The organism is Pseudomonas sp. GW823-FHT04A03, assembly GCF_058796615.1.
Genome location: NZ_JBXAIV010000019.1, coordinates 22,422 through 48,954, shown reverse-complemented (window position 1 = coordinate 48,954; position 26,533 = coordinate 22,422). Strand labels below are relative to the sequence as shown.

At 60.3% G+C, this 26,533-nt stretch carries 21 protein-coding genes; 7 read left to right on the top strand and 14 right to left on the bottom strand.

Features of this window, described 5'->3' with window-relative positions; genetic code table 11:
• Positions 1-172: 172 nt before the first annotated feature.
• The 5 genes from topA to AC1Q9F_RS27955 all read right to left on the bottom strand — a co-directional run bounded on the left by topA (position 173) and on the right by AC1Q9F_RS27955 (position 7,584).
• On the bottom strand, positions 173-2,803 hold the full coding sequence (gene topA, locus AC1Q9F_RS27975) for a type I DNA topoisomerase (protein ID WP_007953057.1): 2,631 nt from the start codon (positions 2,801-2,803) through the stop codon (positions 173-175).
• Between the two features lie 114 nt (positions 2,804-2,917).
• Positions 2,918-3,154 carry a DUF1653 domain-containing protein gene (locus AC1Q9F_RS27970; protein WP_007953059.1) on the bottom strand — a complete coding sequence of 79 codons (237 nt, stop codon included), beginning with the start codon at positions 3,152-3,154 and terminating at the stop codon, positions 2,918-2,920.
• A gap of 99 nt (positions 3,155-3,253) precedes the next feature.
• Positions 3,254-4,429, bottom strand: a complete 1,176-nt coding sequence (fadA, locus tag AC1Q9F_RS27965; protein WP_007953060.1) for an acetyl-CoA C-acyltransferase FadA — start codon at positions 4,427-4,429, stop codon at positions 3,254-3,256.
• 29 nt (positions 4,430-4,458) lie between these two features.
• Entirely contained in the window at positions 4,459-6,606 is a 2,148-nt protein-coding gene (gene fadB, locus AC1Q9F_RS27960) for a fatty acid oxidation complex subunit alpha FadB (RefSeq protein WP_007953061.1), read from the bottom strand.
• Between the two features lie 540 nt (positions 6,607-7,146).
• A complete protein-coding gene (locus tag AC1Q9F_RS27955; RefSeq protein ID WP_492621330.1) occupies positions 7,147-7,584 on the bottom strand; it encodes a hypothetical protein in 438 nt (145 codons plus the stop codon).
• A 103-nt stretch (positions 7,585-7,687) separates the two neighbouring features.
• Between AC1Q9F_RS27955 and AC1Q9F_RS27950 the strand changes: the two genes are divergently transcribed.
• Complete coding sequence (locus tag AC1Q9F_RS27950; protein WP_007953063.1) at positions 7,688-8,125, top strand: universal stress protein; 438 nt, start codon at positions 7,688-7,690, stop codon at positions 8,123-8,125.
• Positions 8,126-8,201: 76 nt separating this feature from the next.
• Here AC1Q9F_RS27950 and AC1Q9F_RS27945 read toward each other — a convergent pair whose 3' ends face one another.
• Positions 8,202-10,124 carry an ATP-binding cassette domain-containing protein gene (locus AC1Q9F_RS27945; protein ID WP_011335198.1) on the bottom strand — a complete coding sequence of 641 codons (1,923 nt, stop codon included), beginning with the start codon at positions 10,122-10,124 and terminating at the stop codon, positions 8,202-8,204.
• A gap of 215 nt (positions 10,125-10,339) precedes the next feature.
• Between AC1Q9F_RS27945 and AC1Q9F_RS27940 the strand changes: the two genes are divergently transcribed.
• Positions 10,340-12,268: a transglycosylase SLT domain-containing protein gene (locus AC1Q9F_RS27940; RefSeq protein WP_007953066.1), complete on the top strand. Its 1,929-nt coding sequence runs from the start codon at positions 10,340-10,342 to the stop codon at positions 12,266-12,268.
• 93 nt (positions 12,269-12,361) lie between these two features.
• Here the strand turns inward: AC1Q9F_RS27940 and AC1Q9F_RS27935 are convergent, their stop codons facing one another.
• Positions 12,362-14,155: an ABC transporter transmembrane domain-containing protein gene (locus AC1Q9F_RS27935; protein ID WP_492621331.1), complete on the bottom strand. Its 1,794-nt coding sequence runs from the start codon at positions 14,153-14,155 to the stop codon at positions 12,362-12,364.
• A gap of 259 nt (positions 14,156-14,414) precedes the next feature.
• Between AC1Q9F_RS27935 and AC1Q9F_RS27930 the strand changes: the two genes are divergently transcribed.
• A complete protein-coding gene (locus AC1Q9F_RS27930) occupies positions 14,415-14,594 on the top strand; it encodes a PA1571 family protein (RefSeq protein ID WP_085608203.1) in 180 nt (59 codons plus the stop codon).
• 57 nt (positions 14,595-14,651) lie between these two features.
• Here the strand turns inward: AC1Q9F_RS27930 and pdxB are convergent, their stop codons facing one another.
• The gene (gene pdxB / locus AC1Q9F_RS27925) at positions 14,652-15,794 is read right to left on the bottom strand and encodes a 4-phosphoerythronate dehydrogenase PdxB (RefSeq protein ID WP_492621332.1); all 1,143 of its coding nucleotides are present in this window, start codon (positions 15,792-15,794) and stop codon (positions 14,652-14,654) included.
• 178 nt (positions 15,795-15,972) lie between these two features.
• On the opposite strand from pdxB, the gene AC1Q9F_RS27920 reads away from it, so the two are divergent.
• Positions 15,973-17,382, top strand: a complete 1,410-nt coding sequence (locus tag AC1Q9F_RS27920) for an MATE family efflux transporter (RefSeq protein WP_041475594.1) — start codon at positions 15,973-15,975, stop codon at positions 17,380-17,382.
• Positions 17,383-17,431: 49 nt separating this feature from the next.
• Here the strand turns inward: AC1Q9F_RS27920 and tusA are convergent, their stop codons facing one another.
• Positions 17,432-17,683 carry a sulfurtransferase TusA gene (gene tusA / locus AC1Q9F_RS27915; protein WP_007953079.1) on the bottom strand — a complete coding sequence of 84 codons (252 nt, stop codon included), beginning with the start codon at positions 17,681-17,683 and terminating at the stop codon, positions 17,432-17,434.
• Between the two features lie 65 nt (positions 17,684-17,748).
• On the bottom strand, positions 17,749-18,822 hold the full coding sequence (rlmM, locus tag AC1Q9F_RS27910; RefSeq protein ID WP_492621333.1) for a 23S rRNA (cytidine(2498)-2'-O)-methyltransferase RlmM: 1,074 nt from the start codon (positions 18,820-18,822) through the stop codon (positions 17,749-17,751).
• Positions 18,823-19,044: 222 nt separating this feature from the next.
• Here rlmM and acnA point away from each other — a divergent pair, with 222 nt between their 5' ends.
• Entirely contained in the window at positions 19,045-21,786 is a 2,742-nt protein-coding gene (acnA, locus tag AC1Q9F_RS27905; RefSeq protein WP_492621334.1) for an aconitate hydratase AcnA, read from the top strand.
• Positions 21,787-22,075: 289 nt separating this feature from the next.
• Here the strand turns inward: acnA and AC1Q9F_RS27900 are convergent, their stop codons facing one another.
• The gene (locus AC1Q9F_RS27900) at positions 22,076-22,891 is read right to left on the bottom strand and encodes an aminoglycoside phosphotransferase family protein (RefSeq protein WP_492621335.1); all 816 of its coding nucleotides are present in this window, start codon (positions 22,889-22,891) and stop codon (positions 22,076-22,078) included.
• Entirely contained in the window at positions 22,884-23,372 is a 489-nt protein-coding gene (locus tag AC1Q9F_RS27895; RefSeq protein WP_492621336.1) for an SRPBCC family protein, read from the bottom strand. Before AC1Q9F_RS27895 ends, AC1Q9F_RS27900 begins: the two co-directional genes overlap by 8 nt.
• Positions 23,373-23,568: 196 nt before the next feature.
• On the opposite strand from AC1Q9F_RS27895, the gene AC1Q9F_RS27890 reads away from it, so the two are divergent.
• Both AC1Q9F_RS27890 and AC1Q9F_RS27885 read left to right on the top strand, forming a co-directional pair.
• On the top strand, positions 23,569-24,486 hold the full coding sequence (locus AC1Q9F_RS27890; protein ID WP_492621337.1) for an ADP-ribosylglycohydrolase family protein: 918 nt from the start codon (positions 23,569-23,571) through the stop codon (positions 24,484-24,486).
• 58 nt (positions 24,487-24,544) lie between these two features.
• The gene (locus AC1Q9F_RS27885; protein ID WP_064381126.1) at positions 24,545-24,949 is read left to right on the top strand and encodes a lysozyme inhibitor LprI family protein; all 405 of its coding nucleotides are present in this window, start codon (positions 24,545-24,547) and stop codon (positions 24,947-24,949) included.
• A gap of 114 nt (positions 24,950-25,063) precedes the next feature.
• Here the strand turns inward: AC1Q9F_RS27885 and peaD are convergent, their stop codons facing one another.
• Both peaD and qhpC read right to left on the bottom strand, forming a co-directional pair.
• Positions 25,064-26,185, bottom strand: a complete 1,122-nt coding sequence (gene peaD / locus AC1Q9F_RS27880) for a quinohemoprotein amine dehydrogenase subunit beta (RefSeq protein ID WP_207983448.1) — start codon at positions 26,183-26,185, stop codon at positions 25,064-25,066.
• Positions 26,186-26,208: 23 nt separating this feature from the next.
• Positions 26,209-26,532, bottom strand: a complete 324-nt coding sequence (gene qhpC, locus AC1Q9F_RS27875) for a quinohemoprotein amine dehydrogenase subunit gamma (RefSeq protein WP_008016081.1) — start codon at positions 26,530-26,532, stop codon at positions 26,209-26,211.
• Position 26,533 lies beyond the last annotated feature (1 nt).

Here is a 26,533-nt window from a genome sequence, read left to right as displayed (position 1 = left end):
ACTGCGTTTTGTGCCCGAATCCATTGCACCCTCCTGATAAGAAGCCAGAAGGTGTAAACCTTATTCAGGACGAGACACATTAAACAAAAAGGCCGCATGAAAACCCGAAGGTTGTCATGCGGCCTTTTGTGTTGAAGATGCCCAGTCAGGGCACCTTCAGATCAGCACTTCCTCAAGCCTTGGCTTTTGCCGGACGCTTGTCTTCGACCGTCCATTTTCCACCGTCAAAGAACGCTTTCCAGCCAGTCGGCTTGCCGTCGACTTCGGTCTGAACGTATTGCTCTTTGGTCTTGCGGCTGTAGCGGATCACGGCTGGCAGGCCATCCGGATCCTTCTGCGGCGCTTCGCACAGGAAGTGGTACTTCGGATCGATCTCGTCCTTGTGCGGCAGAATCTCGATCACCAGCGGAGCACGGGTCTCGCGGTTTTTCGGGAACTGACTGGCCGCCAGGAACAGACCGGACGCACCGTCACGCAGGATGTAGGTGTCGTTGACCTTTTCGCATTTCAGCTCAGGCATCTTCACCGGATCCATCTTCGGCGGCGCCGCGTCACCGCTCTTCAGCAGCTTGCGGGTGTTCTTGCACGTCGGGTTGGTGCAACCGAAGAACTTGCCGAAACGGCCGGTCTTGAGCTGCATTTCGCTGCCGCACTTGTCGCACTCCAGGCTCGGACCTTCGTAGCCCTTGATGCGGTAGCTGCCCTCTTCGATCTCGTAGCCGGCGCAATCCGGGTTGTTACCGCAGATGTGCAGCTTGCGCTTCTCGTCGAGCAGGTAGGCGTCCATCGCTGTGCTGCAGATCGGGCAGCGATGCTTGCCGCGCAGTACCAGGGATTCCGACTCGCCCTCGTCGTCCGCCGCGATTTCGTCGCCCGGCACCAGGTTGACGGTCGCCTTGCAGCGTTCTTTCGGCGGCAGGCTGTAGCCCGAGCAGCCGAGGAATACGCCGGTCGATGCAGTACGAATCTGCATCGGACGACCGCAAGTGGTGCACGGAATATCGGTCATTACCGGCTGGTTGGCACGCATGCCGGCTTCCGGATTCTCCGCCACTTCGAGCTTTTTCTTGAAGTCGCCGTAGAACTCGTCAAGCACATTTTTCCAGTCGCGTTCGCCCTGGGCCACGTCATCGAGATTCTCTTCCATGCCGGCGGTGAAGCCGTAGTCCATGAGGTTCGAGAAGCTTTCCGACAGACGCTCGGTGACGATGTCGCCCATCTTTTCTGAATAGAAACGACGGTTGTGCAGGGTCACGTAGCCGCGATCCTGAATGGTCGAGATGATCGCCGCATAGGTCGAAGGACGGCCGATGCCGCGTTTTTCCATTTCCTTCACCAGGCTGGCTTCCGAATAACGGGCCGGCGGCTTGGTGAAGTGCTGGGACGGATCGAGCTTGATCAGCTTCATCACGTCGCCCTGCGCCATGTCTGGCAAAACATCATCGTCGCCAGGCTTGGTGATTTGCGGCAGCACGCGGGTGTAACCGTCGAACTTCAGGATGCGGCCCTTGGCGCGCAGCTCGAAGTCGCCGGCAGCGACGCTGACAGTGGTCGACAGGTATTGCGCCGGCAGCATCTGGCAAGCCAGGAACTGGCGCCAGATCAGCTCATAGAGGCGCTCAGCGTCGCGCTCCATGCCGGCCAGCTTGGCGGGCGTGGTGTTGGCGTCGGAAGGACGAATCGCTTCGTGAGCCTCTTGTGCGCCTTCTTTGCTGCTGTAGACGTTCGGCGACTCCGGCAGGTACTTCTTGCCGAATTCGGTTTCGATGTAATCGCGCGCCATCGCCACGGCATCAGCCGAGAGGTTGGTCGAGTCGGTACGCATATAAGTGATGTAGCCGGCTTCGTACAGACGCTGGGCCATCATCATGGTTTTCTTCACACCGAAGCCCAGGCGGTTGCTCGCGGCCTGTTGCAGTGTGGAGGTGATGAACGGTGCCGACGGCTTGCTGCTGGTCGGTTTGTCTTCACGCTTGACGATGCTGTAGCTGGAGGACTTGAGCTTTTCCAGGGCAGCGGTGGCCTGGGCTTCGTTCAGCGGCTTGAAGGCTTCGCCTTTCTCGCGAGCCACTTCGAAACGCACGGTCGAGCCTTTGGCGGTGCCGAGATCGGCATGCACTTCCCAGTACTCTTCCGGGTTGAACGCACGAATCTCACGCTCACGTTCTACCACCAGTTTCACGGCAACCGATTGCACGCGACCGGCGGACAGGCCACGGGCGATCTTGGCCCACAGCAGCGGCGAGACCATGTAACCCACGACGCGGTCGAGGAAACGACGGGCCTGCTGCGCGTTCACTCGATCGATGTCGAGTTCGCCCGGCTCCGAGAAGGCTTCCTGAATCGCCTTCTTGGTGATTTCGTTGAACACCACGCGCTTGTAGCGGCTGTCGTCACCACCGATGGCTTCGCGCAGGTGCCAGGCAATGGCTTCCCCCTCGCGATCCAAGTCGGTTGCGAGATAGATGGTGTCAGCATCCTTGGCGAGCCGGCGCAGCTCTTCGATGACCTTTTCCTTGCCCGGGAGGATCTCGTACTTGGCTTTCCAGCCATGCTCGGGATCGACACCCATGCGCGAGACCAGCTGCTTGCGCGCCTTCTCTTTCGGCGACAGCGCTGGCGCTTCGCCCGCAGCAGCCTTGCCGCGCTTGGCGGCAGGCTCCTTGCTGGCGCTAGCCGAACCGCTGGTGGGCAGGTCTCGGATATGGCCGATACTCGACTTCACCACGTATTGGTTGCCCAGATACTTGTTGATGGTCTTGGCCTTAGCCGGGGATTCCACAATGACCAGCGATTTGCCCATGGATCAGAAAATTCCTGAATTCTAGAAGTGAAAGGCGGTTGGCGCCTGACGCGGCACCGCTATATATAGTGGCTACAAGGTGAGGTCAAGCGCAGGGTTTTGCGCGCACTCGCCTTACGGCTTCGAAAAAAGGCTCGGTTCGGCTTGCACCAAAGCAAAGCGTGGGACCTGCTCCCCGTCAACCTCGACAGACTCCAGGAACATGCTCAAGGGACGTACCCAGAAGCCGTAATCGCCATACAGGGCTTGGTAAAAGACCACTTCTTCTTCGGTCTCGGAATGCCGCGCGACACTGAATACGCGGTACTGCGGACCTTTGTAATGTTGGTAGAGCCCAGGTTGTATCGGCATGCTTCGGCCCTCACTCAAATTTTTTCAAAATAAAAACAAAAATAAATCCGCAAAAACAAAAACCGGGGCACTTGGCCCCGGCTTCCATCGACGAGACGCTTAAACGCGTTCGAAGACGGTGGAGATGCCTTGGCCGAGGCCAATGCACATGGTGGCCACCCCGAAGGTGCCGCCATTCTGCTTCATCACGTTCAGCAAAGTGCCGGAAATACGGGCACCAGAGCAACCGAACGGGTGACCCAGGGCGATCGCGCCGCCGTGCAGGTTAACCTTCTCATTCATCTTGTCGAGCACTTTCAGGTCTTTCAGCACTGGCAGGGCCTGTGCGGCGAACGCTTCGTTGAGCTCGAAGAAGTCGATATCGTTGATACCCAGGCCGGCACGTTTCAGTGCTTTCTGAGTAGCCGGTACCGGACCATAGCCCATGATGGCCGGGTCCACACCCGCTACCGCCATCGAGCGAATCACCGCCAGAGGCTGGATGCCCAGGTCCTGCGCACGCTGTGCCGACATCACGATCATGCACGAAGCACCATCGGTGATCTGCGACGAAGTACCGGCCGTCACGGTGCCGCCCTTTGGATTGAATGCCGGCTTCAGAGCCGCCAGACTTTCCAGGGTGGTTTCCGGACGAATGGTTTCGTCGTAGTCGAAGGTTTTCAGGAAACCGTTCTCGTCGTAACCCTGCATCGGGATGATTTCGTCCTTGAACTTGCCTTCCACAGTCGCCTTGTGGGCCAACTGGTGGGAACGCACGCCAAAGGCGTCCTGTTGTTCGCGAGTGATGCCGTGCATTTTGCCCAGCATTTCAGCGGTCAGGCCCATCATGCCCGAGGCTTTCGCCGCGTACAGAGACATGTGCGGGTTCGGATCGACACCGTGCATCATGCTCACGTGACCCATATGCTCGACGCCGCCAACCACGAACACGTCACCGTTACCGGTCATAATCGCTTGCGCAGCAGTGTGCAGCGCGCTCATCGACGAGCCGCACAGACGGCTGACGGTCTGGCCGGCCGAGGTGTGAGGGATCTGGGTCATCAGCGACGCCATGCGCGCGATGTTCCAGCCTTGCTCCAGGGTCTGGTTGACGCAGCCCCAGATCACGTCCTCGACTTCAGCAGGATCGACCTTGGTGTTGCGTTCCAGCAGTTTGCTGATCAGGTGCGCCGACATGTCTTCGGCGCGGGTGTTGCGGTGCATGCCGCCCTTGGAGCGGCCCATCGGAGTACGACCGAAGTCGACAATCACGACGTCTCTAGGATTCAAGCTCATAAGTTCACTCTCACTCTAGTTGGGGGCGCTTAACCGAAGAAGCTCTGGCCGTTCTTGGCCATTTCGCGCAGCTTCGCGGTCGGGTGGTACAGCGCGCCCAAATCAGCGTACTGGTCGGCCAGGGCAACGAACTCGGCAACACCGATCGAGTCGATGTAGCGCAGCGCACCGCCACGGAATGGAGGGAAACCAATACCGTAGACCAGACCCATGTCGGCTTCGGCGGCGGTTTCGACGATGCCGTCTTCCAGGCAACGAACGGTTTCCAGGCACAGCGGGATCATCATCCAGTTAATGATGTCTTCGTCAGTGACTTCACGCTGCTCGTAGACGATCGGCTTGAGCACTTCCAGTACCGACGGATCGGCGACTTTCTTCTGCTTGCCTTTCTTGTCGGCCTCGTAGGCATAGAAGCCCTTGCCGTTCTTCTGACCCAGACGCTTGGCTTCGTAAAGCACGTCGATGGCCGAACGACGGTCGTCCTTCATGCGGTCCGGGAAGCCTTCAGCCATCACGTCACGACCGTGGTGACCGGTGTCGATGCCGACCACGTCCATCAGGTACGCCGGGCCCATTGGCCAGCCGAATTTTTCCATGATCTTGTCGATACGGACGAAGTCCACACCGGCGCTGACCAGTTTGGCGAAACCGCCGAAGTACGGGAACAGTACGCGGTTGACCAGGAAGCCCGGGCAGTCGTTGACGACGATCGGGTTCTTGCCCATTTTCTTGGCGTAGGCAACGGTGGTGGCGATGGCCAACTCGCTGGACTTCTCGCCTCGGATCACTTCCACCAGCGGCATCATGTGCACCGGGTTGAAGAAGTGCATGCCGACGAAGTTTTCCGGACGCTTGAGGGCCTTGGCCAGCAGGCTGATGGAAATGGTCGAGGTGTTGGACGCGAGGATGGTGTCCTCTTTGACCTTGTCTTCGACTTCCGCCAGAACGGCTTGCTTGACCTTCGGGTTCTCGACCACGGCTTCAACGACCAGGTCGACGTGACCGAAATCGCCGTAGGACAGGGTCGGACGAATGCCGTTGAGCACTTCAGCCATTTTCGCGGCGGTCATGCGACCTTTATCAACGCGACCGACCAGCAGCTTGGCGGCTTCAGCCAGACCTTGCTCGATGCCGTGCTCGTTGATGTCCTTCATCAGGATCGGCGTACCTTTGGAAGCCGACTGATAGGCGATACCGCCACCCATGATGCCGGCGCCCAGTACGGCAGCCTGCTTCACGTCCTTGGCGATTTCGTCGTAGGCCTTGGCCTTTTTCTTCAGTTCCTGATCGTTCAGGAACAGACCGATCAAGCTCTGCGCGGCAGAGGTCTTGGCCAGCTTCACGAAACCTGCTGCTTCGACTTCCAGCGCCTTGTCACGACCGAAGTTCGCGGCTTTCTGGATGGTCTTGATCGCTTCGACCGGGGCCGGGTAGTTCGGGCCGGCCTGGCCAGCCACGAAACCTTTGGCGGTTTCGAAAGCCATCATTTGTTCAATGGCGTTCAGCTTGAGCTTTTCCAGCTTCGGCTGGCGCTTGGCCTTGTAGTCGAACTCGCCGGAGACGGCGCGCTTGATCAGCTCAAGGGCGGCATCCTGCAGTTTTTCAGGGGCAACCACGGCATCGACGGCGCCGACTTTCAGCGCATCTTCAGGACGGTTTTCCTTGCCGGCGGCAATCCACTCGATGGCGTTGTCGGCCCCGATCAGGCGCGGCAGACGCACGGTACCGCCGAAGCCCGGGTAGATGCCCAGCTTGACTTCCGGCAGACCGATCTTGGCCTTGGTCGACATGACGCGGTAGTCCGCTGCCAGGCACATTTCCAGGCCGCCACCCAGGGCGATGCCGTTGATCGCGGCGACGGTCGGAACGTTGAGGTCTTCGAAATCGCTGAAGATCTTGTTGGCTTCGAGATTGCCAGCAACCAGCTCGGCATCCGGCAGCTTGAAGTTGTCGACAAATTCGGTGATGTCGGCGCCGACGATGAACACGTCCTTGCCACTGCTGACGATCACGCCCTTGATCGAAGCATCTGCCTTGATGGTGTCTACGGCCTGACGCAGTTCGTTCAGGGTAAGACGGTTGAACTTGTTGACGGACTCACCCTTGAGGTCGAATTTCAATTCGACGATGCCACTTTCAAGAGCTTTAACCGTGATGGCTTTACCTTCGTAAATCATCAACTGATCTCCACGATATGGAAGCTGAACAGTACACGTCGGACGCAGGCAAATGGCTCGGCAGGACGTTTTTTCGTCGATGCTGACACTCATCCACCCGGCACACCCGCCAACGCGATAGTCGGGATTCTGTAGGAGCAGTCTGCAATACAAACGCTCAATTCATACGCCCGTTTGATTTGGGTACGCCACCTTCACGGAATTTCCGACAATTGTCAATCGCCCTAAATACGGGTTGAAATGCGACTTTGCGGTCATTTCTGTAGGACGCAGCCCGGCCACACACGCTTGCATGTGAGGGCATTCATAAGATTAATAGTTAGAAAAGTCGCCCTAATTCACCGCAAGCCTTGTTTAACAGGCTACGCTGGCTGGACTACGAAGGAAAACAGGCGCAGATTTGCTGACCGGATGACTCCGGTTCAACGCTAAAAAGAATTTCCGGCCTGCCTGGCCAACCCCGCCCGATGAATCATGTCGGGCTTTTTATTGCGCGTCTGCCAGACGTTTCGCACCGTTGCAGCGCGAAAAGTCCGCAAGTCATGCCAGCGCTTTCAGCGTGGCATCAATCTCCAGCAAAACCGACGCATCGCCCTTCTCGCCCCAATAGAGAGCGATCATCTGCTTGTCCGCCTCGACTTTGAAAACGTTGCCCGGCAATTTCTCGAAATGATTCAGCAGCAATGAATCCTCACAGACTTCCTGCCACTGATTCACCCAAACCCCCGGGGATTTCTGCCAATACGTCCAGCACGCCGACTGCTTGCCACGGCGTGGCCGATGGTATTGCGCGCACGGGTTTGGCGGCTCCTGGCTCAGCCAGTGCGGCCACTCCTGAGGCGCCAGCTGCATCGCCAGCCCGATGCGCCGGGCCTCCGTGCGCAAGGCTATCCGGCCACTCTGTGCACGTGACGGACGCAACCACGCCAGCGGACTCAATACCACCAGCAGGATTGACACCACCAGCCAGACCGTCATATCTCTACTCCCGAATTTGAACGAGCCCATTGCGTCACTTTGGAACCAATGCGCTTGAAACCAGCCATACTTAACAATATTGATCCCTCACGAGGAGCACCTCATGCCCTACCACCATATCCTGGTCGCCGTAGATCTGACCGAAGAGTGCGACCCTGTGATCCACCGCGCCCGAGAGCTGTCGGTGAGCAATGGCGCCAAGCTGTCGCTGGTGCATATCGTCGAACCGATGGCCATGGCCTTCGGCGGTGACGTGCCGATGGATCTGTCACAACTGCAACAACAGCAGTTCGATCAGGCCAAGGAACGCCTCGAACGCCTGAAGCACAAGTACACCGAGCTCGAAGGCGCCAACTGCCACCTGACCTACGGCCAGCCGCGTCAGGAAATCCACCATTTCGCCAAGGAACAGGAATGCGACCTGATCGTGGTCGGCAGCCATGGCCGGCATGGTCTGGCGCTGTTGCTGGGCTCGACTGCCAACGACGTGCTGCACGGCGCACCTTGCGATGTGCTGGCGGTGCATCTGGTCAAGCGCTGATCCCAGACACTTGTGAAAAGCTAAAAAAGCCCGACGCCCATCACTGGACGCCGGGCTTTTTCATGCTTTGAAACAATCAGGCGTCCAGCTCGGCCCAACGCTCCACCAGTGCATCCAGCTCGGCCTGCAACTGCTCCAGAGAAGCAATCACCTTGGCCGTCTCGGCCGGCGGGCGCTGATAGAAGCCGGCCTCAGCCATTTCAGCCTCGACAGCAGCAATCTGCTGCTCTTTAGCGTCGATGTCGCCCGGCAATGCTTCCAGCTCGCGCTGAAGCTTGTAGCTCAGCTTCTTCTTCGCAGCCGGGGCCGCAGCAACTGGCGCGGCAACCGGAGCCGGTTCGGCAGTGACCACCGCCGAGTTCAGGTCGGCCTTGCCGGATTTGCTTTCAGTCACGCCCAACAGGCGCGGCGAGCCGCCCTGTCGGATCCAGTCCTGATAACCACCAACATATTCGCGAACCTTGCCTTCACCTTCGAAGACCAGGGTGCTGGTGACCACGTTGTCGAGGAATGCCCGGTCGTGGCTGACCATCAGCACAGTGCCGTTGAAGGTCAGCAGCACCTCTTCGAGCAACTCGAGAGTTTCCACGTCGAGGTCGTTGGTCGGTTCGTCGAGTACCAGCAGGTTCGCCGGCTTGCTGAACAATTTGGCCAGCAACAGACGCGCACGCTCGCCACCGGACAACGCCTTCACCGGCGTGCGGGCACGCTGCGGGCTGAACAGGAAGTCGCCGAGGTAGCTCAGCACGTGGCGGCTCTGGCCGTCGATATCGATGAAGTCGCGACCTTCGGCGACGTTGTCGATCACGGTCTTTTCCAGATCCAGCTGATGACGCAACTGGTCGAAGTAGGCCACGTCGATCTTGGTGCCCTCTTCCACTTTGCCGCTGGTCGGTTGCAGACCGCTGAGCATCAGCTTCAGCAGGGTGGTCTTGCCGGTACCGTTGGCGCCGAGCAGGCCGATCCGGTCGCCGCGCTGCAGCACCATGGAGAAATCGCGGATCAGGAACGGACCGCCCGGATGCGCGAAGCTCACGTTATCCAGCACCATCACCTGCTTGCCGGACTTCTCCGCTGTTTCGAGCTGGATGTTGGCCTTGCCGGTGCGCTCACGACGCTCGCTGCGCTCCACACGCAATGCTTTCAGGGCACGTACGCGGCCTTCGTTACGGGTGCGGCGGGCCTTGATGCCCTGGCGGATCCACACTTCTTCCTGAGCCAGACGCTTGTCGAACAGCGCGTTGGCAGTTTCTTCGGCGGCCAGTGCGGCTTCTTTATGGACGAGGAAACTGGCGTAGTCGCCGTTCCAGTCGATCAGGCCACCGCGATCCAGTTCGAGGATGCGGGTGGCGAGGTTTTGCAGGAAAGAACGGTCGTGCGTGATGAACAGCACGGCGCCCTGGAAATCCTTCAGCGCTTCTTCAAGCCAGGCAATCGCACCGATGTCCAGGTGGTTGGTAGGCTCGTCGAGCAGCAGCAGATCCGGCTCGGACACCAGCGCCTGCGCCAGCAGCACACGACGACGCCAGCCGCCGGACAGTTCGGCGAGGGTCTTGTCGGCCGGCAGTTGCAGGCGGCTCAGAGTGCTGTCGACCAGGGTCTGCAAGCGCCAGCCATCGCGCGCTTCGAGGTCGTGCTGAACGTGCATCAGCTTGTCCAGATCGGCATCGGTGACGATGTTCTGACTCAGGTGATGGTATTCGGCGAGCAAGGCGCCGACACCGTCGAGACCTTCGGCAACCACGTCGAACACAGTCCGCTCGTCGGCCACCGGCAATTCCTGTGGCAATTCACCGATTTTCAGACCGGGGGCACGCCACACCGAGCCGTCATCAGGCTTCTGGTCGCCCTTGACCAGTTTCATCATGCTGGATTTGCCAGTGCCGTTGCGGCCGATGATGCACACCCGCTCACCACGGGCGATCTGCCAGGACACCTTGTCCAACAACGGCATCGCGCCGAATGCAAGGGACACATCGCTGAATTTGAGCAGGGTCATGAGCTTCTCCAAAAACCGGGCGCGCATTCTACCTGAATCGGGGCCCGAGCAGGCCGGCAATTTCGCCGCTGACGCACTCTGCACAACAATTGTTGCGAACTTGTGCTGCAAGGCCGGCAAAGCTTTCGCCGCCTGCTGGCAAAAGGCTAAGCTACAGACAATTCAGTGCGGGTTTTGGGCCGGCACTTGTCATGATTTCTCTGCCCGGATGTCTCATGCGCAGTCGCCTCTTCAGTGTTTTGTCATGTTTGCTGCTCTCCGCCGCTGCCGTTCAATCCGCCCAGGCGGTGGACCTGTCCACCCAACGCCAGTATTACGATGAAGCCAAGCGCGCCCTGGCGAAGGGCGACACCGGCCCGTATTTCCGTTACAGCCAGGCCCTCGCCGATTATCCGCTAGAGCCGTACCTGGCTTACGACGAGCTGACCGCCCGGCTGAAAACCGCCAGCAACGCGGAGATCGAAAAATTCCTCGCCGAACACGGTGACCTGCCCCAGGCCAACTGGATGAAGTTGCGCTGGCTGCGCTGGCTGGCCGATCGCGGCGACTGGGCGACGTTCGTCAAGTATTACGACCCCAAACTGAATTTCACCGAGCTGGACTGCCTGAACGCGCAGTACCAGATCAGCCACAACAAGAAGGCCGAGGGCTACGCCAACGCCGAGAAGCTGTGGCTGACCGGCAAATCCCAGCCCGCTGCCTGCGATGCGCTGTTCGGCATGTGGGCCGCCGAAGGTCAGTTGACCGAACAGAAACGCTGGGAGCGCGCCAAACTCGCCGCCCAGCACCGCAACTACCCATTGGCCAACAGCCTGGTCAACGGCCTGACCACCCTTGCCCCGCGCGGCCGCCTGCTGGTGGACGTGGCGCAGAAACCGGAACTGCTCAACCAGCCGTCGCGTTTCACGCCGGCCGATGAACCGATGTCCGACGTGGTCAGCCTCGGCCTGCGCCGCCTCGCGCGTCAGGACCCGGACAAGGCCATGGCCCTGCTCGACGGTTATGCCAGCAGCATGCATTTCTCCCGGGATGAAAAAGTCGCGATCGCCCGGGAAATCGGCCTGACCCTCGCCCGCCGCTTCGACAGCCGCGCGCTGGACGTGATGACCAAGTACGACCCGGAACTGCGCGACAACACCGTGTCCGAATGGCGCCTGCGACTGCTGCTGCGCCTGGCGCGCTGGGACGACGCCTACCAGTTGACCCGCCGCCTGCCGCAGGATCTGGCTACCACCAACCGCTGGCGCTACTGGCAGGCCCGCAGTCTGGAACTGGCGCAACCGCAAAACCCGGAAGCGCAGACGCTGTACAAGAACCTGTCGCGGGAACGTGATTTCTACGGTTTCCTCGCCGCCGACCGCTCGCAATCGCCGTACTCGCTGAACAACAAGCCGCTGGTGCTCAGTCAGGCGCTGATCAACAAGGTGCGCAACACCCCTGGCGTGCGCCGTGCGCTGGAGTTCCACGCCCGTGGGCAGATCGTCGACGGTCGCCGTGAGTGGTATCACGTCAGCCGGCACTTCAGCCGCGACGAAATGGTCGCCCAGGCCAAACTGGCCTACGACCTGAAATGGTACTTCCCGGCCATCCGCACCATCAGTCAGGCGCAGTACTGGGATGATCTGGACATCCGTTTCCCGATGGCCCACCGTGACACCCTCGTGCGCGAAGCCAAGGTGCGCGGCCTGCATTCGAGCTGGGTGTTCGCCATCACCCGTCAGGAAAGTGCGTTCATGGACGACGCCCGTTCCAGCGTCGGCGCCAGCGGCCTGATGCAACTGATGCCCGGCACCGCCAAGGAAACCGCGCGCAAATTCAGCATTCCATTGGCCTCGCCACAGCAGGTGCTCGATCCGGATAAAAACATCCAGCTCGGCGCCGCTTACCTGAGCCAGGTGCACAGCCAGTTCAACGGCAACCGCGTGCTCGCCTCCGCCGCGTACAACGCCGGCCCCGGCCGCGTGCGCCAGTGGCTGCGTGGCGCCGATCACCTGAGCTTCGACGTCTGGGTGGAAAGCATCCCGTTCGACGAAACCCGCCAGTACGTGCAGAACGTGCTGTCCTACTCGGTGATCTACGGCCAGAAACTCAACTCGCCGCAACCACTGGTGGATTGGCATGAGCGGTATTTCGACGATCAGTGATCGGGGCGTGTTTCGCCGATAGATCGACGTAAACAAAAATGCCCGCATCGAGAGATGCGGGCATTTTTTATGGCGTTCTACCAGGTCGGTTACTTAGTCGGTTACTTGGTCGGTCGAAGCCTGATGACCATCACTGAACTGCAACGCCGCCAACCGCGCATACAACGGATTACTCGCAATCAACTCCTTATGCGTGCCGATCGCAACCAGTTTGCCCTGATCCATCACCGCGATCCGGTCGGCGTTTTTCACCGTGGCCAACCGGTGGGCGATGACCAGTGTGGTGCGGTTTTGCATCAGGCTCGGCAGCGCTTGCTGGATCAGATGTTCGCTTTGGGCGTCGAGGGCGCTGGTGGCTTCGTCGAGCAGCAGGATCGGCGCGTCGACCAGCAGCGCCCGGGCGATCGCCAGTCGCTGGCGTTGTCCGCCTGACAGGCCAAGGCCGCCGTCGCCCAGGTGGGTCTGGTAGCCCTCGGGCATCTGTTCGATGAAGTCGTGGGCATAAGCGATTTTCGCAGCTTCTTGCACCTGCTCCAGCGTGGCGGTCGGGCAGCCATAGCGGATGTTCTCTTCGACACTACCGAAAAACAGCGCCGGAGTTTGCGAGACCAGCGCGAAGCAGCGACGCAGATCCAGAGGATCGAGGCTCGTCAGTGGCACGCCATCGATCAGGATCCGTCCTTCCCGGGGATCGTAGAAACGCAGCAGCAAGTCATACACCGTGGATTTGCCCGCGCCGGACGGCCCCACGAGCGCGAGGGTTTCGCCGGCGTTGATCGTCAGACTCAAGCCATCGACGGCGAGACTTTCGGGACGCGAAGGGTAGGAAAAACGCACATCCTGCAATTCCAGCTCGCCTTTGACTCGCTCCGGCAGCGTCACCAATCCAGTGGTCGGTGGCTGGATGATGTTCTCCGAACGCAGCAATTCGGCGATGCGTTCGGCGGCGCCGGCCGCTCGCTGCAACTCGCCTATCACTTCGCTCAACGTACCAAACGCACTGCCGACGATCAGGCTGTAGAACACGAACGCCGCCAGTTCACCGGCGGAAATCCGCCCGGCAATCACGTCCATGCCGCCGACCCACAACATCACCGCGACGGCGCCGAGCACCAGAACGATCACCAGCGTAATCAGCCAGGCCCGTTGGAAAATCCGCTTACGCGCAGTCTCGAACGCCTGCTCGACGGTGCTGGCGAAACGCTGTTCGTCCTGCACCTGATGGTTGTAGGCCTGTACGGTCTTGATCTGGCCGAGGGTTTCCGAGACGTAGCTGCCAATATCGGCGATCCGGTCCTGACTCAGCCGGGAAAGGTTACGCACGCGGCGGCCGAAAATCAGGATCGGCGCAATCACCAGCGGCAGTGCGATCACCACGATGCTGGTGAGTTTGGGGTTGGTAATGAACAGCAACACCACACCGCCGATGACCATCAGCAAATTGCGCAGGAACAGCGACAGCGACGAGCCGATCACCGATTGCAGCAGCGTGGTGTCAGCGGTCAGCCGCGACTGGATTTCCGAACTGCGGTTGTCCTCGTAGAACCCGGGATGCAGGTACACCAGATGGTTGAATACCTGTCGACGGATGTCCGCCACCACGCGCTCACCGATCCACGACACCAGATAAAACCGCGCAAACGTGCCGACCGCCAAACCGAATACCAACAGCATGAACAGGCCTATGGATTGATTGAGCAGGTGCGGCGATTGAGTCATGAACCCTTGATCGACCAGCAGCTTGATGCCCTGCCCCATCGACAGGGTGATGCCGGCCGTGACGATCAGCGCGAGCAGTGCACCGAAGGCCGGCCAGCGATAGGGAGCAAGGAAATGACTGGTCAGGCGCAAGGCCCGGCGGTGGCGCGAGGAAAGCATCGGGATCATTCAGATTCACGTCGTGTGCTGATGGATAGGGCCAGCCTACAGACTCAAATGGGGTGGAACTCTGTAAATCACAATGAGTCAGGTTAACTATGACCGGCGCGACTACCCTCTAGATGCTATTGGTCTAAGGTCCGGGTTGAGACAGACGGTCATTTCTGTTTGAGTGGAGATGCCGTTCCGGACCGACCGCAGGGAGTTGTCACAGCCTGGTCACCTGACGGTTTTAATCTAGGCACACAACCTGATGAGGAGACAGGCCATGTCCTTGCAAAACAGCAGCGAAGACAAGATTGAAGTGATCCGCACCAAGCCCGGCCAACCTCTGGGTTGCTCGATCATCGACGAAAACGGGCGTGAAATTGAGATCACTGAAGACATGATCCAGGAAGCTTGCAGCGAACTGGAGAAGCGATTGGTCAAGCCTGCCGAACAAAAGTGATATCGCCACCGTCTTCCTGACCCGGCCCCTGCAGGCCGGGTTTTTTCTGCCCGCTGTTTATACGGCCACAGCGCCCAGCGCGGTCACGATCTGGCGCAGGGCCGGCGAATCACCGTCGATCCGCACCTTCAAACCTTCGATTTCTCGTCGCGACGGATACTGTTTGCGCAGTAGATCAAACGCGGCACGTTGCTCACCGACACTGCCCAGCAACGTGCGACGGAAATCCGCATCGTCCCGGCGCGGGTCGTACACGCCACGGCACAACATCGCCAGCGCCCAGGCCGGATCGCTGTCGGCATGCAGGGAAACTTCCGACAACCACGGCGCCGGCAGCAGATCACCGAGCTGAATGCTGGCGGGCTCACCGATAAATTCGCAGTACGCCTGATAGATCTGCGCGGTGCCGCGCTGTTTGCCATCGAGGCTGTAACCGGCGATATGCGGCGTTGCCAGTACGCAGAGTTCGGCCAGCGCTACATCGACTTGCGGTTCGGCTTCCCAGACATCGAGCACCGCTTGCAGGTCTTCACGCTCCAGCAGCACTTCGCGCAACGCGGTGTTATCCACCACCGGACCGCGAGCCGCGTTGATCAGCCACGCGCCGGGCTTGAGCTGCTGCAAACGCTGCTCGTCGAACAAATGCCAGGTTGCGCCGTCGCCGCTGCGGGTCAGCGGGGTGTGCAGGCTGATCACGTCGCACTGCGCGATGACCTGCTCCAGGCTGACATAGTCGCCGCCCTCGGCCGCCTGACGTGGCGGATCGCAGACTTTCACGTTCCAGCCAAGACCTTTGAGCACCTTGATCAGACGCCCGCCGACTTCACCGGCACCGATCACACCGTAAGTGCGTTCACGCAAATCGACGCCTTCGATTTCGGCCAGGGTCATCAGGCTGCCGAGCACGTAATCGACCACACCCCGGGCATTGCAGCCGGGTGCGCTGGACCAGGTGATGCCGGCCTCGTTGAAGTAATCGAGATCCAGATGATCGGTGCCGATGGTGCAGGTGCCGACAAAACGCACCTTGCTGCCTTCGAGCAGTGCGCGGTTGACGTTGGTCACCGAGCGCACCAGCAACACATCGGCCTGTTCGACCGTGGCCCGGTCGATGGAACGGCCCGGTACCCGGCGAATCTCGCCGAAACCGGCAAAAAAGGCATCGAGCAGCGGGATATTTTCGTCGGCAACAATCAGCATGGCGGGGCTCCTTGGGCGGATCGGCAGTGTAGGCGCTGGGACTGCGATGAGCCAGCAGGCTTTGATTCTTGATAAGGCGCGGCGATTACAAATACGCAACAGAGGATTTTTCCTGACCATAACGTCAGCGGCGTAGAATGCCCGGCCTTGCGCATCAACCCCTGTGGACGCTTTGCCTGTGAATTCCGTGACTGACCGCCCCGCTGCCGTTTCCCTCAACCGCCCTGCCCGGGTTCGCCTGGAGCTGAAGAATCTGCTCGGCCTGGCCCTGCCGATCATGATCGCGCAACTGGCGACCACCGCCATGGGCTTCGTCGATGCGGTGATGGCCGGGCGCGTCGGGCCCAAGGATCTCGCGGCCGTGGCGCTGGGCAACTCGATCTGGGTGCCGGTGTTCCTGCTGATGACCGGCACCCTGCTGGCCACCACGCCGAAAGTCGCCCAACGCTTCGGCGCCGGCACACACAGCGAAATCGGCCCGATCGTGCGTCAGGCCCTGTGGCTGGCTCTGGTAGTCGGACTGATGGCGACCACCATGCTGTTCAGCGCCGAGCCGATCCTGCACCTGATGAAAGTCGATCCGGAACTGATCGGCCCGTGCATGCAATACCTGCACGGTATCGCCAGCGGCCTGCCAGCGGTGGCCTTCTACCATGTGCTGCGCTGCACCAGTGACGGCCTCGGTCGTACCCGCCCGGCGATGGTATTGGGCCTGTGCGGTCTGGCGCTGAACATTCCGCTGAACTACGTGTTCATTTACGGTCACTTCGGTGTGCCGGCCATGGGCGGCGTCGGTTGCGGCTGGGCCACGGCGATTGTGATGTGGGTGATGGCGCTGGGTCTGGCCGGTTACGAACGCTGGGCGCCGGCCTACAAGTCGAGCGAACTGTTCAGCCGTTTCGACTGGCCGCAATGGGCGGTAATCAAGCGTTTGCTGGCCATCGGTCTGCCGATCGGTGTCGCGGTGTTTGCCGAGTCGAGCATTTTCGCGGTGATCGCGCTGCTGATCGGCAGCCTCGGCGCCACCGTGGTGGCCGGGCACCAGATCGCGCTGAACGTCAGCTCGCTGGTGTTCATGATTCCGTACTCGCTGGGCATGGCCGTGACCGTGCGGGTCGGCCAGGCTCTGGGTCGTGAAGAACCTCGCGAAGCGCGTTTCGCGGCGGGTGTCGGCATGGGCACTGCGCTGGCTTACGCCTGCCTGTCGGCGAGCATGATGCTTCTGATGCGTGAACACATTGCGGCGATCTACACGTCGGATCCGATGGTGATTCACATCGCGGCGATGCTGATCGTGTATTCGGCGCTGTTCCAGTTCTCCGACGCGATCCAGGTCACCGCCGCCGGCGCCCTGCGCGGTTATCAGGACACCCGGGTGACGATGATCCTGACCCTGTTCGCCTATTGGGGCATCGGCCTGCCGGTGGGTTACGCCCTCGGACTGACCGACTGGCTCGGCGAGCCACGCGGCCCGAGCGGCTTGTGGGAAGGCCTGATCGTCGGCCTCAGCTGTGCGGCGCTGATGCTGTCGATCCGCCTGACGCGCAGCGCACGCAAACGCATTCGCATCAGCCGCTCGATGGGCTGATCGGCCATAAAAAAAGACCTGCAGATGCAGGTCTTTTTTTACCTTCCGATCAACCGGACTTCTTGCGAATCCAGTACAGATAGGTCCCGGCCTCTTCGTGCTGCCCCACCAGTTCATGGTCGAGAAACACGCAGAACTTGGGGATGTCGCGACGGGTCGACGGATCGGTGGCGATCACCTTGAGCAGGCCGCCGGGCACCAGGTCACGAATGTGCTGGTGCAGCATCATCACCGGCTCCGGGCAGTTGAGGCCCGTGGCGTCGAGGGTGCCGTCGACCGGCGTATCAATCATTTCACTCATGATTCACTCCTGAAACTGGCCAGCATTGTCGCCCAATGCCGGGTGTTCGGTCACCTGTCGCGCGCTCAGCGGGCTTTGGCTTTCTTCACGTCATGGCGGCGCAAATGGCAGGTCACTTCCTCGCGGTCGTGATACAGCTGTTTGCAGCCGATATCGACTTTGATCCCACGTGCCTTGAAACCGTCGGCGATGCGTTCGAGCAAACGCTTCACTTCGGCGTAACGCTGCTTCATCGGCAGCTTCAGGTTGACCACCGCTTCCCGGCAATGACCCTCGCCGATCCACTCTTCGAGCATCGCGGCGTTGCGCGCCGGCTTCTCGACGATGTCGCAGACCATCCAGTCCACCGGTTGCTTCGGTTTGAAAGTGAAACCGTCAGCCATCAAGTGCTGCACCAGTCCGGTGTCCATCAGGCTCTCGGCCATCGGGCCGTTGTCGATGGCCGTCACCAGCATGCCGCGGTTGACCAGTTGCCAGGTCCAGCCGCCCGGCGCCGCGCCGAGGTCGACGCCGGTCATGTCGCTGTGCAGGCGATCTTCCCACTGATCGCGGGGGATGAAGTGGTGCCAGGCCTCTTCCAGTTTCAGGGTCGAACGGCTCGGCGCCTCGCGCGGGAACTTCAGGCGCGGAATGCCCATCGGCCACATCGCCGAGTTACCGGCATCGGCCAGACCGAGGAACACCTCACGACCGCTTTTGAAGGTCAGCAGCAGACGCGGCTTGCTGGCGTCCTCCACCAGTTTGCCGGCAGCTGTCAGCGCCTTGCGCAGCGGGCTTTCGAACTTCTTGCAGAAGTTCGACAGTTCCTTGCCGTCGTTGGTGTCGACGACTTCCAGCCACAGGCTGCCACAGACCTGGAATTCAGCCATGTGCGCGAGAATCACGCTGATGCGGTCGGTTTCCGGCAAATCTATGAAAAACCCGCGAGCCCATTGGCGCGGGAAGATCAGCTCGGCGAAACGCTGGCCACGCATCAGGCGCTCGGCGCCGTCTTCTTCGGTGCAGACAAACTCGGCGCAAGCGGTGGCCGGTTTGGCCTTGGCGTAGCCGGCCACGTTGAGTTGGGCGGCGAGGTCGGAAATCTCCGAGCAGACTTCGCCTTCGAAGCCTGGCCGGCAATGCATGAATAGGGTGTTCATTCTTACTCCTGGGCAGAGGGCGATCATTCATCCCCTGCGCGATGCCCAGACCCTGCGTTGAAGCAAAGCCTGTCACGAAAACCGGCGCATGATAGCCCATGTCGGAACCTTGGTTCTGTCCATAGAGTCCAGTTATTAGCCAGCTACCTAAAACAGGGCTAGGTTTAAAGCTCTATTCGTCCCCTCTATCCGTAGCCGTGCGGATTCAAAGGAGTGATCGTAATGCCGTCCCTCGATAGTCTGAACACCCTTAAAACCCTCAAGATAGACGACAAGACTTACCACTATTTCAGCCTGCCAGATGCTGCCAAGACCTTGGGCGATCTCGACAAGCTGCCGATGTCGCTGAAAGTCCTGCTGGAAAACCTGCTGCGCTGGGAAGATGAAAAAACCGTCACCGGCGCCGACCTCAAGGCGCTTGCCGCGTGGCTCAAGGAGCGCCGCTCCGACCGGGAAATCCAGTACCGCCCTGCCCGCGTGCTGATGCAGGATTTTACCGGCGTACCGGCCGTGGTCGATCTGGCCGCGATGCGCGCCGCCATGGCCAAGGCCGGCGGTGATCCGCAGCGGATCAACCCGCTGTCGCCGGTGGATCTGGTGATCGACCACTCGGTGATGGTCGACAAATTCGCCAGCGCCAGCGCTTTCGAACAGAACGTCGACATCGAAATGCAGCGCAATGGCGAACGCTACGCCTTCCTGCGCTGGGGTCAGAGCGCTTTCGATAATTTCAGCGTGGTGCCGCCGGGCACCGGGATCTGCCACCAGGTCAACCTCGAATACCTCGGCCGCACCGTGTGGACCAAGGATGAAGACGGTCGCACCTATGCCTTCCCCGACACGCTGGTCGGCACCGACTCCCACACCACCATGATCAACGGCCTCGGCGTACTCGGCTGGGGCGTCGGCGGAATCGAGGCGGAAGCGGCGATGCTCGGGCAACCGGTGTCGATGCTGATTCCGGAAGTAATCGGTTTCAAACTCACCGGCAAGCTCAAGGAAGGCATCACCGCCACCGACCTGGTGCTGACCGTGACCCAGATGCTGCGCAAGAAAGGCGTGGTCGGTAAATTCGTCGAGTTCTATGGCGACGGCCTCGCCGACCTGCCGCTGGCCGACCGCGCGACTATCGCCAACATGGCCCCGGAATACGGCGCGACCTGCGGCTTCTTCCCGGTGGATGACGTGACTCTCGACTACCTGCGCCTGTCCGGCCGTCCGCCCGAAGTGGTGAAACTGGTCGAGGCCTACACCAAGGCTCAGGGCCTGTGGCGCCTGCCCGGTCAGGAACCGGTGTTCACCGACAGCCTGGCGCTGGACATGGGCAGCGTCGAAGCCAGCCTCGCGGGGCCGAAACGCCCGCAGGACCGCGTCTCGCTGCCGAATGTCGGCCAGGCGTTCAGCGACTTCCTCGACTTGCAGTTCAAACCCGTCAGCAAGGACGAAGGGCGTCTGGAAAGCGAAGGCGGCGGTGGCGTGGCGGTGGGCAATGCCGATCTGGTCGGCGAAACGGATTACGAGTACGACGGCCACACCTATCGCCTGAAAAACGGCGCCGTGGTGATTGCCGCAATCACCTCTTGCACCAACACCTCCAACCCGAGCGTGATGATGGCTGCCGGCCTGCTGGCGAAAAAAGCCGTGGAAAAGGGCCTGACCCGCAAGCCGTGGGTGAAGAGTTCGCTGGCGCCGGGTTCGAAAGTCGTCACCGATTACTACAAGGCCGCCGGATTGACGCAGTACCTCGATCAGCTCGGTTTTTCACTCGTCGGTTATGGTTGCACCACCTGCATCGGCAACTCCGGCCCGCTGCCTGAACCGATCGAAAAAGCCATCCAGAAAGCCGACCTGACCGTGGCTTCGGTGCTATCCGGTAACCGCAATTTTGAGGGCCGGGTGCATCCGCTGGTGAAAACCAACTGGCTGGCGTCACCGCCGCTGGTCGTCGCCTACGCCCTGGCCGGCAGTGTGCGCACCGACATCAGCAGCGAACCGCTGGGCAATGACCAGCAGGGCAACCCGGTTTACCTGCGTGACATCTGGCCGAGCAGCAAGGAAATCGCCGACGCGGTGAATCAGGTCAACACCGCGATGTTCCACAAGGAATATGCCGAGGTGTTTGCCGGTGACGAACAGTGGCAAGCCATCGAAGTGCCGCAAGCCGCGACTTACGTCTGGCAGGCGGATTCGACTTACATCCAGCACCCGCCGTTCTTCGATGACATTTCCGGGCCTTTGCCGGTGATCGCCGATGTGAAAGGTGCGCGAGTGCTCGCGTTGTTGGGCGATTCGGTGACCACCGACCACATCTCCCCCGCCGGCAACATCAAGGCGGACAGCCCGGCCGGACGTTACTTGCGCGAGCAAGGCGTCGAGCCACGGGACTTCAACTCCTACGGCTCGCGCCGGGGCAACCACGAAGTGATGATGCGCGGCACGTTTGCCAACATCCGCATTCGCAACGAAATGCTCGGCGGCGAAGAAGGTGGCAACACGATCTACATTCCGACCGGCGAGAAACTGGCGATCTACGACGCGGCCATGCGTTATCAAGCCTCGGGCACGCCGCTGGTGGTGATTGCCGGGCAAGAATACGGCACCGGTTCCAGCCGGGACTGGGCGGCGAAGGGCACCAATCTGCTGGGCGTGAAAGCGGTGATCGCCGAAAGCTTCGAGCGCATCCACCGTTCCAATCTGGTGGGCATGGGCGTATTGCCGTTGCAGTTCAAGCTCGATCAGAACCGCAAAAGCCTGAACCTCACCGGCAAGGAAACCCTGCAGATTCAGGGACTGAGCGGTGTCGAGTTGACGCCACGGATGAACCTGACCCTGCTCATCACCCGTGAAGACGGGCGTCAGGAGAAAATCGAAGTACTGTGCCGCATCGACACCTTGAACGAGGTCGAGTACTTCAAGTCCGGCGGAATCCTGCATTACGTGTTGCGCCAGTTGATCGCCTCGTAAAACCTGCAGATGCAGAAACACCGCCAATCGGCGGTGTTTCTGTTTGGGCACGGCACTTTTCTGCTGGCGAAAAAAAACCCGCCGAAGCGGGTTTTTCCCAAGACCATTATCGACTCCCTGTCGGCAGCGATCCTTGCTAATGGTCGATCATCCGTGATCCTGAAACACTCCCTGTGCTTCAGTTGATGAGGGTAGATTACGCTGTGGATCCAATCGGCAATAGTCGAAATAGCTACCATCGCGTGTAAGACATTCGCCATAGCGGGCCTTCCGAAAACCCTTAGACGTGTCAGGCATCAAGCGCAGAAGCCGCCAATTGCGCGACTTTCAGCTGTCCTTTTGCCGCGGTTTGCTCGTCATCCTCCATGAACCATGCGGCAGACAGTCCGGCGAACGCCAGTACCCATTGCAGAAGGCGTTTTCGCTCGATTCCCGCCGCGTCACAGATCACGTCGACTTGTCGCCGAAAGCGCTCGGGAGCAGTGGCCGTCGGCAATTCCGGGTTGCAGATCAGGTTGGCGTAGTCGTAACCGCGCTCGCCCCGCACCCGCTTGGGATCGATGGCCAGCCAGCCTCGTGGGCCGAAATCGAGGACGTTGTCGTGGTGCATGTCGCCGTGCAGCACCACTACGCCCTGCGGTTCGGCGAGCAAGGTCTGGGCGGCTTGCAGGCATTCGGCGTATTGGCCGCCGTATCGGGTCGCGGCCATTCTTAATGATGCAAACCACGGTGCCAGTTCCACCAACGGCGGTGGCGGCGTCGGTCGCGGTGCGTGCAGCCGCGCCAGCGCTCGGCACATGATCCGCGTGGCCTCGTCGTCTTCACCGTTGAGCGCCATGTGCATCAACGAACGCGGGCCCATGGCCCGCTCCAGCAACAGGCCTTCATCGTGGTGAGCGAGCACACGGGCGGCGCCATCGCCGCTCCACCAGGTCATCAGCAGGTTGCCGTACTTTTCCTCGTCATCCACCGCGACTTTCAGCATCGCTGGTGCATCACCCTGACGCACCGGCAACAGGCGGCTGCCAGGGGTGATGATCGGCTCGCCGTCCGGCGCCAGCGCCCAGCGTTCCAGCCACGGCGTGAACAGGTCGCGATCAGCCACCTTCACGCTCGCGGGCCCGGTCGCTTTCCGTGAGGAAGTGTTCAAGTCGACTCAACTGTTCCTCCCAGCCCCGACTGTCCATGTAGTAGGCCTCTTTCTGGCGCACGTCGGGAATGTGCGCGAAACCTGACTCGGAGACTTTCAGCAATGTGCCGTTCTCGTAGTCCTGCAGTTCGAATTTGACCAGTGTGGTCGGTTCCTGAGAATAGTCGATATTCGGGTTAACCGCGTACGGGTGCCAGCGGAAGGAGAACAGCTGCTGGGGCTCGACTCGCTCCACCAGCACGTTCCAGAGCACATGTTCATAACCGGGGTACGTCACCTGCCCCTGCGTCCATTCGCCCGCGATAAACCGCCGGCCCTCCAGCGCAACGCCGAACCACTGGCCGAACGCCTCGGCATCGACCAGGGCGCGCCAGACATGGGAGCGCGGCGACCTGAGCATGATTTTACGTTCAAAGCTGTTGGGTACTGGTTTCATACATCACCTCCTGTTTTGAACAGTAGGCTTGTATGACCACATGTCCAATCCGAAGTTGTATCAATCCAGTGCAACGGTCGGATCTGATTGAAATATCCGGCAGTATTTCAGGGCGCCGGTTCGTCAGAATGCGCACGGATCTGCGCTGCGAAACTGATAACGTTCGCAGCGAATTGAACGACACAAGGACGTCATCATGCAGCCCTCTCTCCCCGAACGTTACCGTGGCGCCCTCCTCGGCCTGGCCTGCGGCGATGCCGTGGGAACCACCGTCGAATTCCAGCCGCGCGGCAGCTTCCAGCCCCTGACCGACATGGTCGGTGGCGGGCCGTTTCGCCTGAAGCCCGGTCAATGGACCGACGACACCTCGATGGCGTTGTGCCTGGCGGAAAGTCTGCTGAACAAAAACGGCTTCGATGCCGCTGACCAGATGGGCCGCTACCTGAACTGGTGGCAATGGGGTTATCTGAGTTCGACCGGCGAATGTTTCGATATCGGCATGACCGTGAGTCAGGCGCTGGATCGCTATCAACACACCGGAGAGCCGTTTGCCGGCTCCACTGACCCCTACAGCGCCGGCAATGGCTCATTGATGCGCCTGGTGCCCGTGGTTCTGTTTTATTTTCCCGATGCCCGGCAAATCAGGCGATTCGCCGCCGACAGTTCACGCACCACGCACGCGGCCCCCGAGGCCATCGAATGCTGCCGGTTATTTGCCGAACTGCTCTGCAAGGCCCTGGAAGGCGCATCGAAATCGGAACTGCGCACCCTGCCGCCAACAGCCTTCAGTCAGCCCAGGGTGGCGGCGATTGCCCGGGGCGAGTACCTGCACAAGACCGAGCGCGAGATTCGCGGCAGTGGCTACTGCATCGAATCCCTGGAAGCAGCGTTATGGTGCTTCCAGCACACCGACAGTTTTGCCGCGGCCGTCCTGCAAGCGGCGAATCTGGGTGATGACGCAGACACCACGGCTGCCATCGTCGGCCAGTTGGCCGGCGCCCATTATGGTGTGCAGGGAATCCCGTTCGGGTGGCTGGAAAAACTGCATGACGGAGAGGAAATTGCGGCGACTGCCGAACGGTTGCTCAACGCATCGAGGCAGCATAAATCCTGATGGCACCACGAAGTCGCTAAACTGCCCGACACGTTCATTCGTCAAAGCGAGATAACTCATGTCCCCACGCCTGCTTCTGGCCCTGACACCCTTTCTTTTCACTTCTGTTGCTCACGCTGCCGTGGACTGCGCCAATGCCAGCGATCAGGCAACGATGAATCAGTGCGCCGCGCAGGAAAACAAAGCGGCGGACAAGGAGTTGAATGCGGTTTATCAGCAGATCACCGCCCGCTTGAAGGACAACCCTGATGGCAAGAAACTGCTGGTGAGCGCGCAACGGGCGTGGATCGGCTTTCGCGATGCCGAGTGCAAGTTTTCGGCATCCGGCGTGGCAGGCGGGAGTGTTTATCCGTTGATCTACAACAATTGCATCGCCTCGGTGACAAAGACGCGAACCGAGGCGCTCAAGCAATACTTGAAGTGTGAGGAAGGTGACATGAGCTGCCCGGTGCCCGGGGCCTGACTTTTGTAGCGGTTTAGAGGGCCCCTTCGCGAGCAAGCTCGCTCCCACATTTGAACCGCATTTCAAATGTGGGAGCGAGCTTGCTCGCGAAGGCGTCATCCCTGACGCCGCTAATTACCGAACAAAAATCTGCGCCGTAGTAATCGCCATATCCCCACCCGGCAATTTGATGCTGCCGGTCTGTTTCATGGTCTCGGCATCAAAGATCGCCACGTCGTTGAAGGTCCCGGCCAGATAGATCTTGCTCCCGTCCTTATTGAACGAAATACAGTAGTAGGAATGATCCAGCGTCGCCGCCTGGATCAGCTTTTTCTGCTTGATGTCGTACTTGGCCAGACGATTGAGCACGCCGAACATCAGGTTCGGATCCTTCGGCGAGCGCATGCCGCTGAAGTAGATCTCGGTCAGTGGGCCGAAATCGGTGGTTTCGGTCTTGCCGGTTTTCAGATCGACGCTGAACAAGCCGTACAAATATTCAGCGGTGGCCGGATCCTGCTTCTTGTCCTTGAACTTGGCGGCGGTGTACAGCAGCGAGAAATCGTGGCGGTAAGTCTGCTGGTTCCACACGTAAAGCACGTCCGGCGCGCTGTAGTTCGGGCGTTTCCAGTGACGGCTGGGGATCAGCACGTCGAACTTGCCGCTCTTCACATCGACCTTGTACACATCAGCGCCAGCCACATACAGCGTACCGTCATCGCCGCTCTGCATGATCGTCAACTGCCGTGGTGCCGGGAAGCTACGCACTGGTTTAGCGTCCATCCCGGCGTCGGTGGCGTAGACGTCCAGACGCGGTTGTTTGACCTCGTAGCGGTCGTTGAGCATCTGGGTCGGGTTGGCGATGGTGTACAGCTCCTTGCCGTCATGACTGACGGTGAAGGCGAACATCGACCGCGCTTTCTCTCCCGGTTGCTGGGTGATGCTGGCGTGGAACACCTGCTTGCAGCTGTCCAGTTCGACACCGTAGACATCGGCGTAATGGTTGTTCAGCACGTACGCGGTCTTGCGATCCGGCGACAACTGCACGGTGCCGGGGCCAAAGGCGTCAGGCATCTTGCAGGTCTTGTACAGGCTGTCGGTCGCCAGATCGATGACGTGCAGGTTGTTCGGGTAGTTGGTGGTCAACATGTACTCGTGACCGTCTTGCAGCGCGGTATTTTCATCGGCCAGAACCGTGAGCGAACAGGCGCTCAGAACCGCGAGTGCGGCAAGGCCGCAGGCTTTGTTGAGGCTAGGCATGCTGGAATCCTTCTTCTTAGGGATCACTTGTCTTTCGGGAAGACAGTGCCGAGGTTGCGCCAGTTGTCGTTGGACGCCTGGGCATCCTTGTTCCAGTCCGGGTAGGTGCTCATCATGTCCGGCACCTGGGCCGGCCACCAGCACGGATCGGAGCAACCGTAGAGGTCAGCTTCCATCGGCTGGCACAACGACGAGACTCCGCCGAACGCATCGATTTCCCAACCCGGGTCGGTGGTCGAGGCACAGCCGGCGACGGAGCTCATTGCTACCACTTCTTCGATGCGGTTCTCGTCCGCGGCCTGATCCAGCTTCAACGCTTTGTTATTGATTGCCTTGAGATGTTTCATA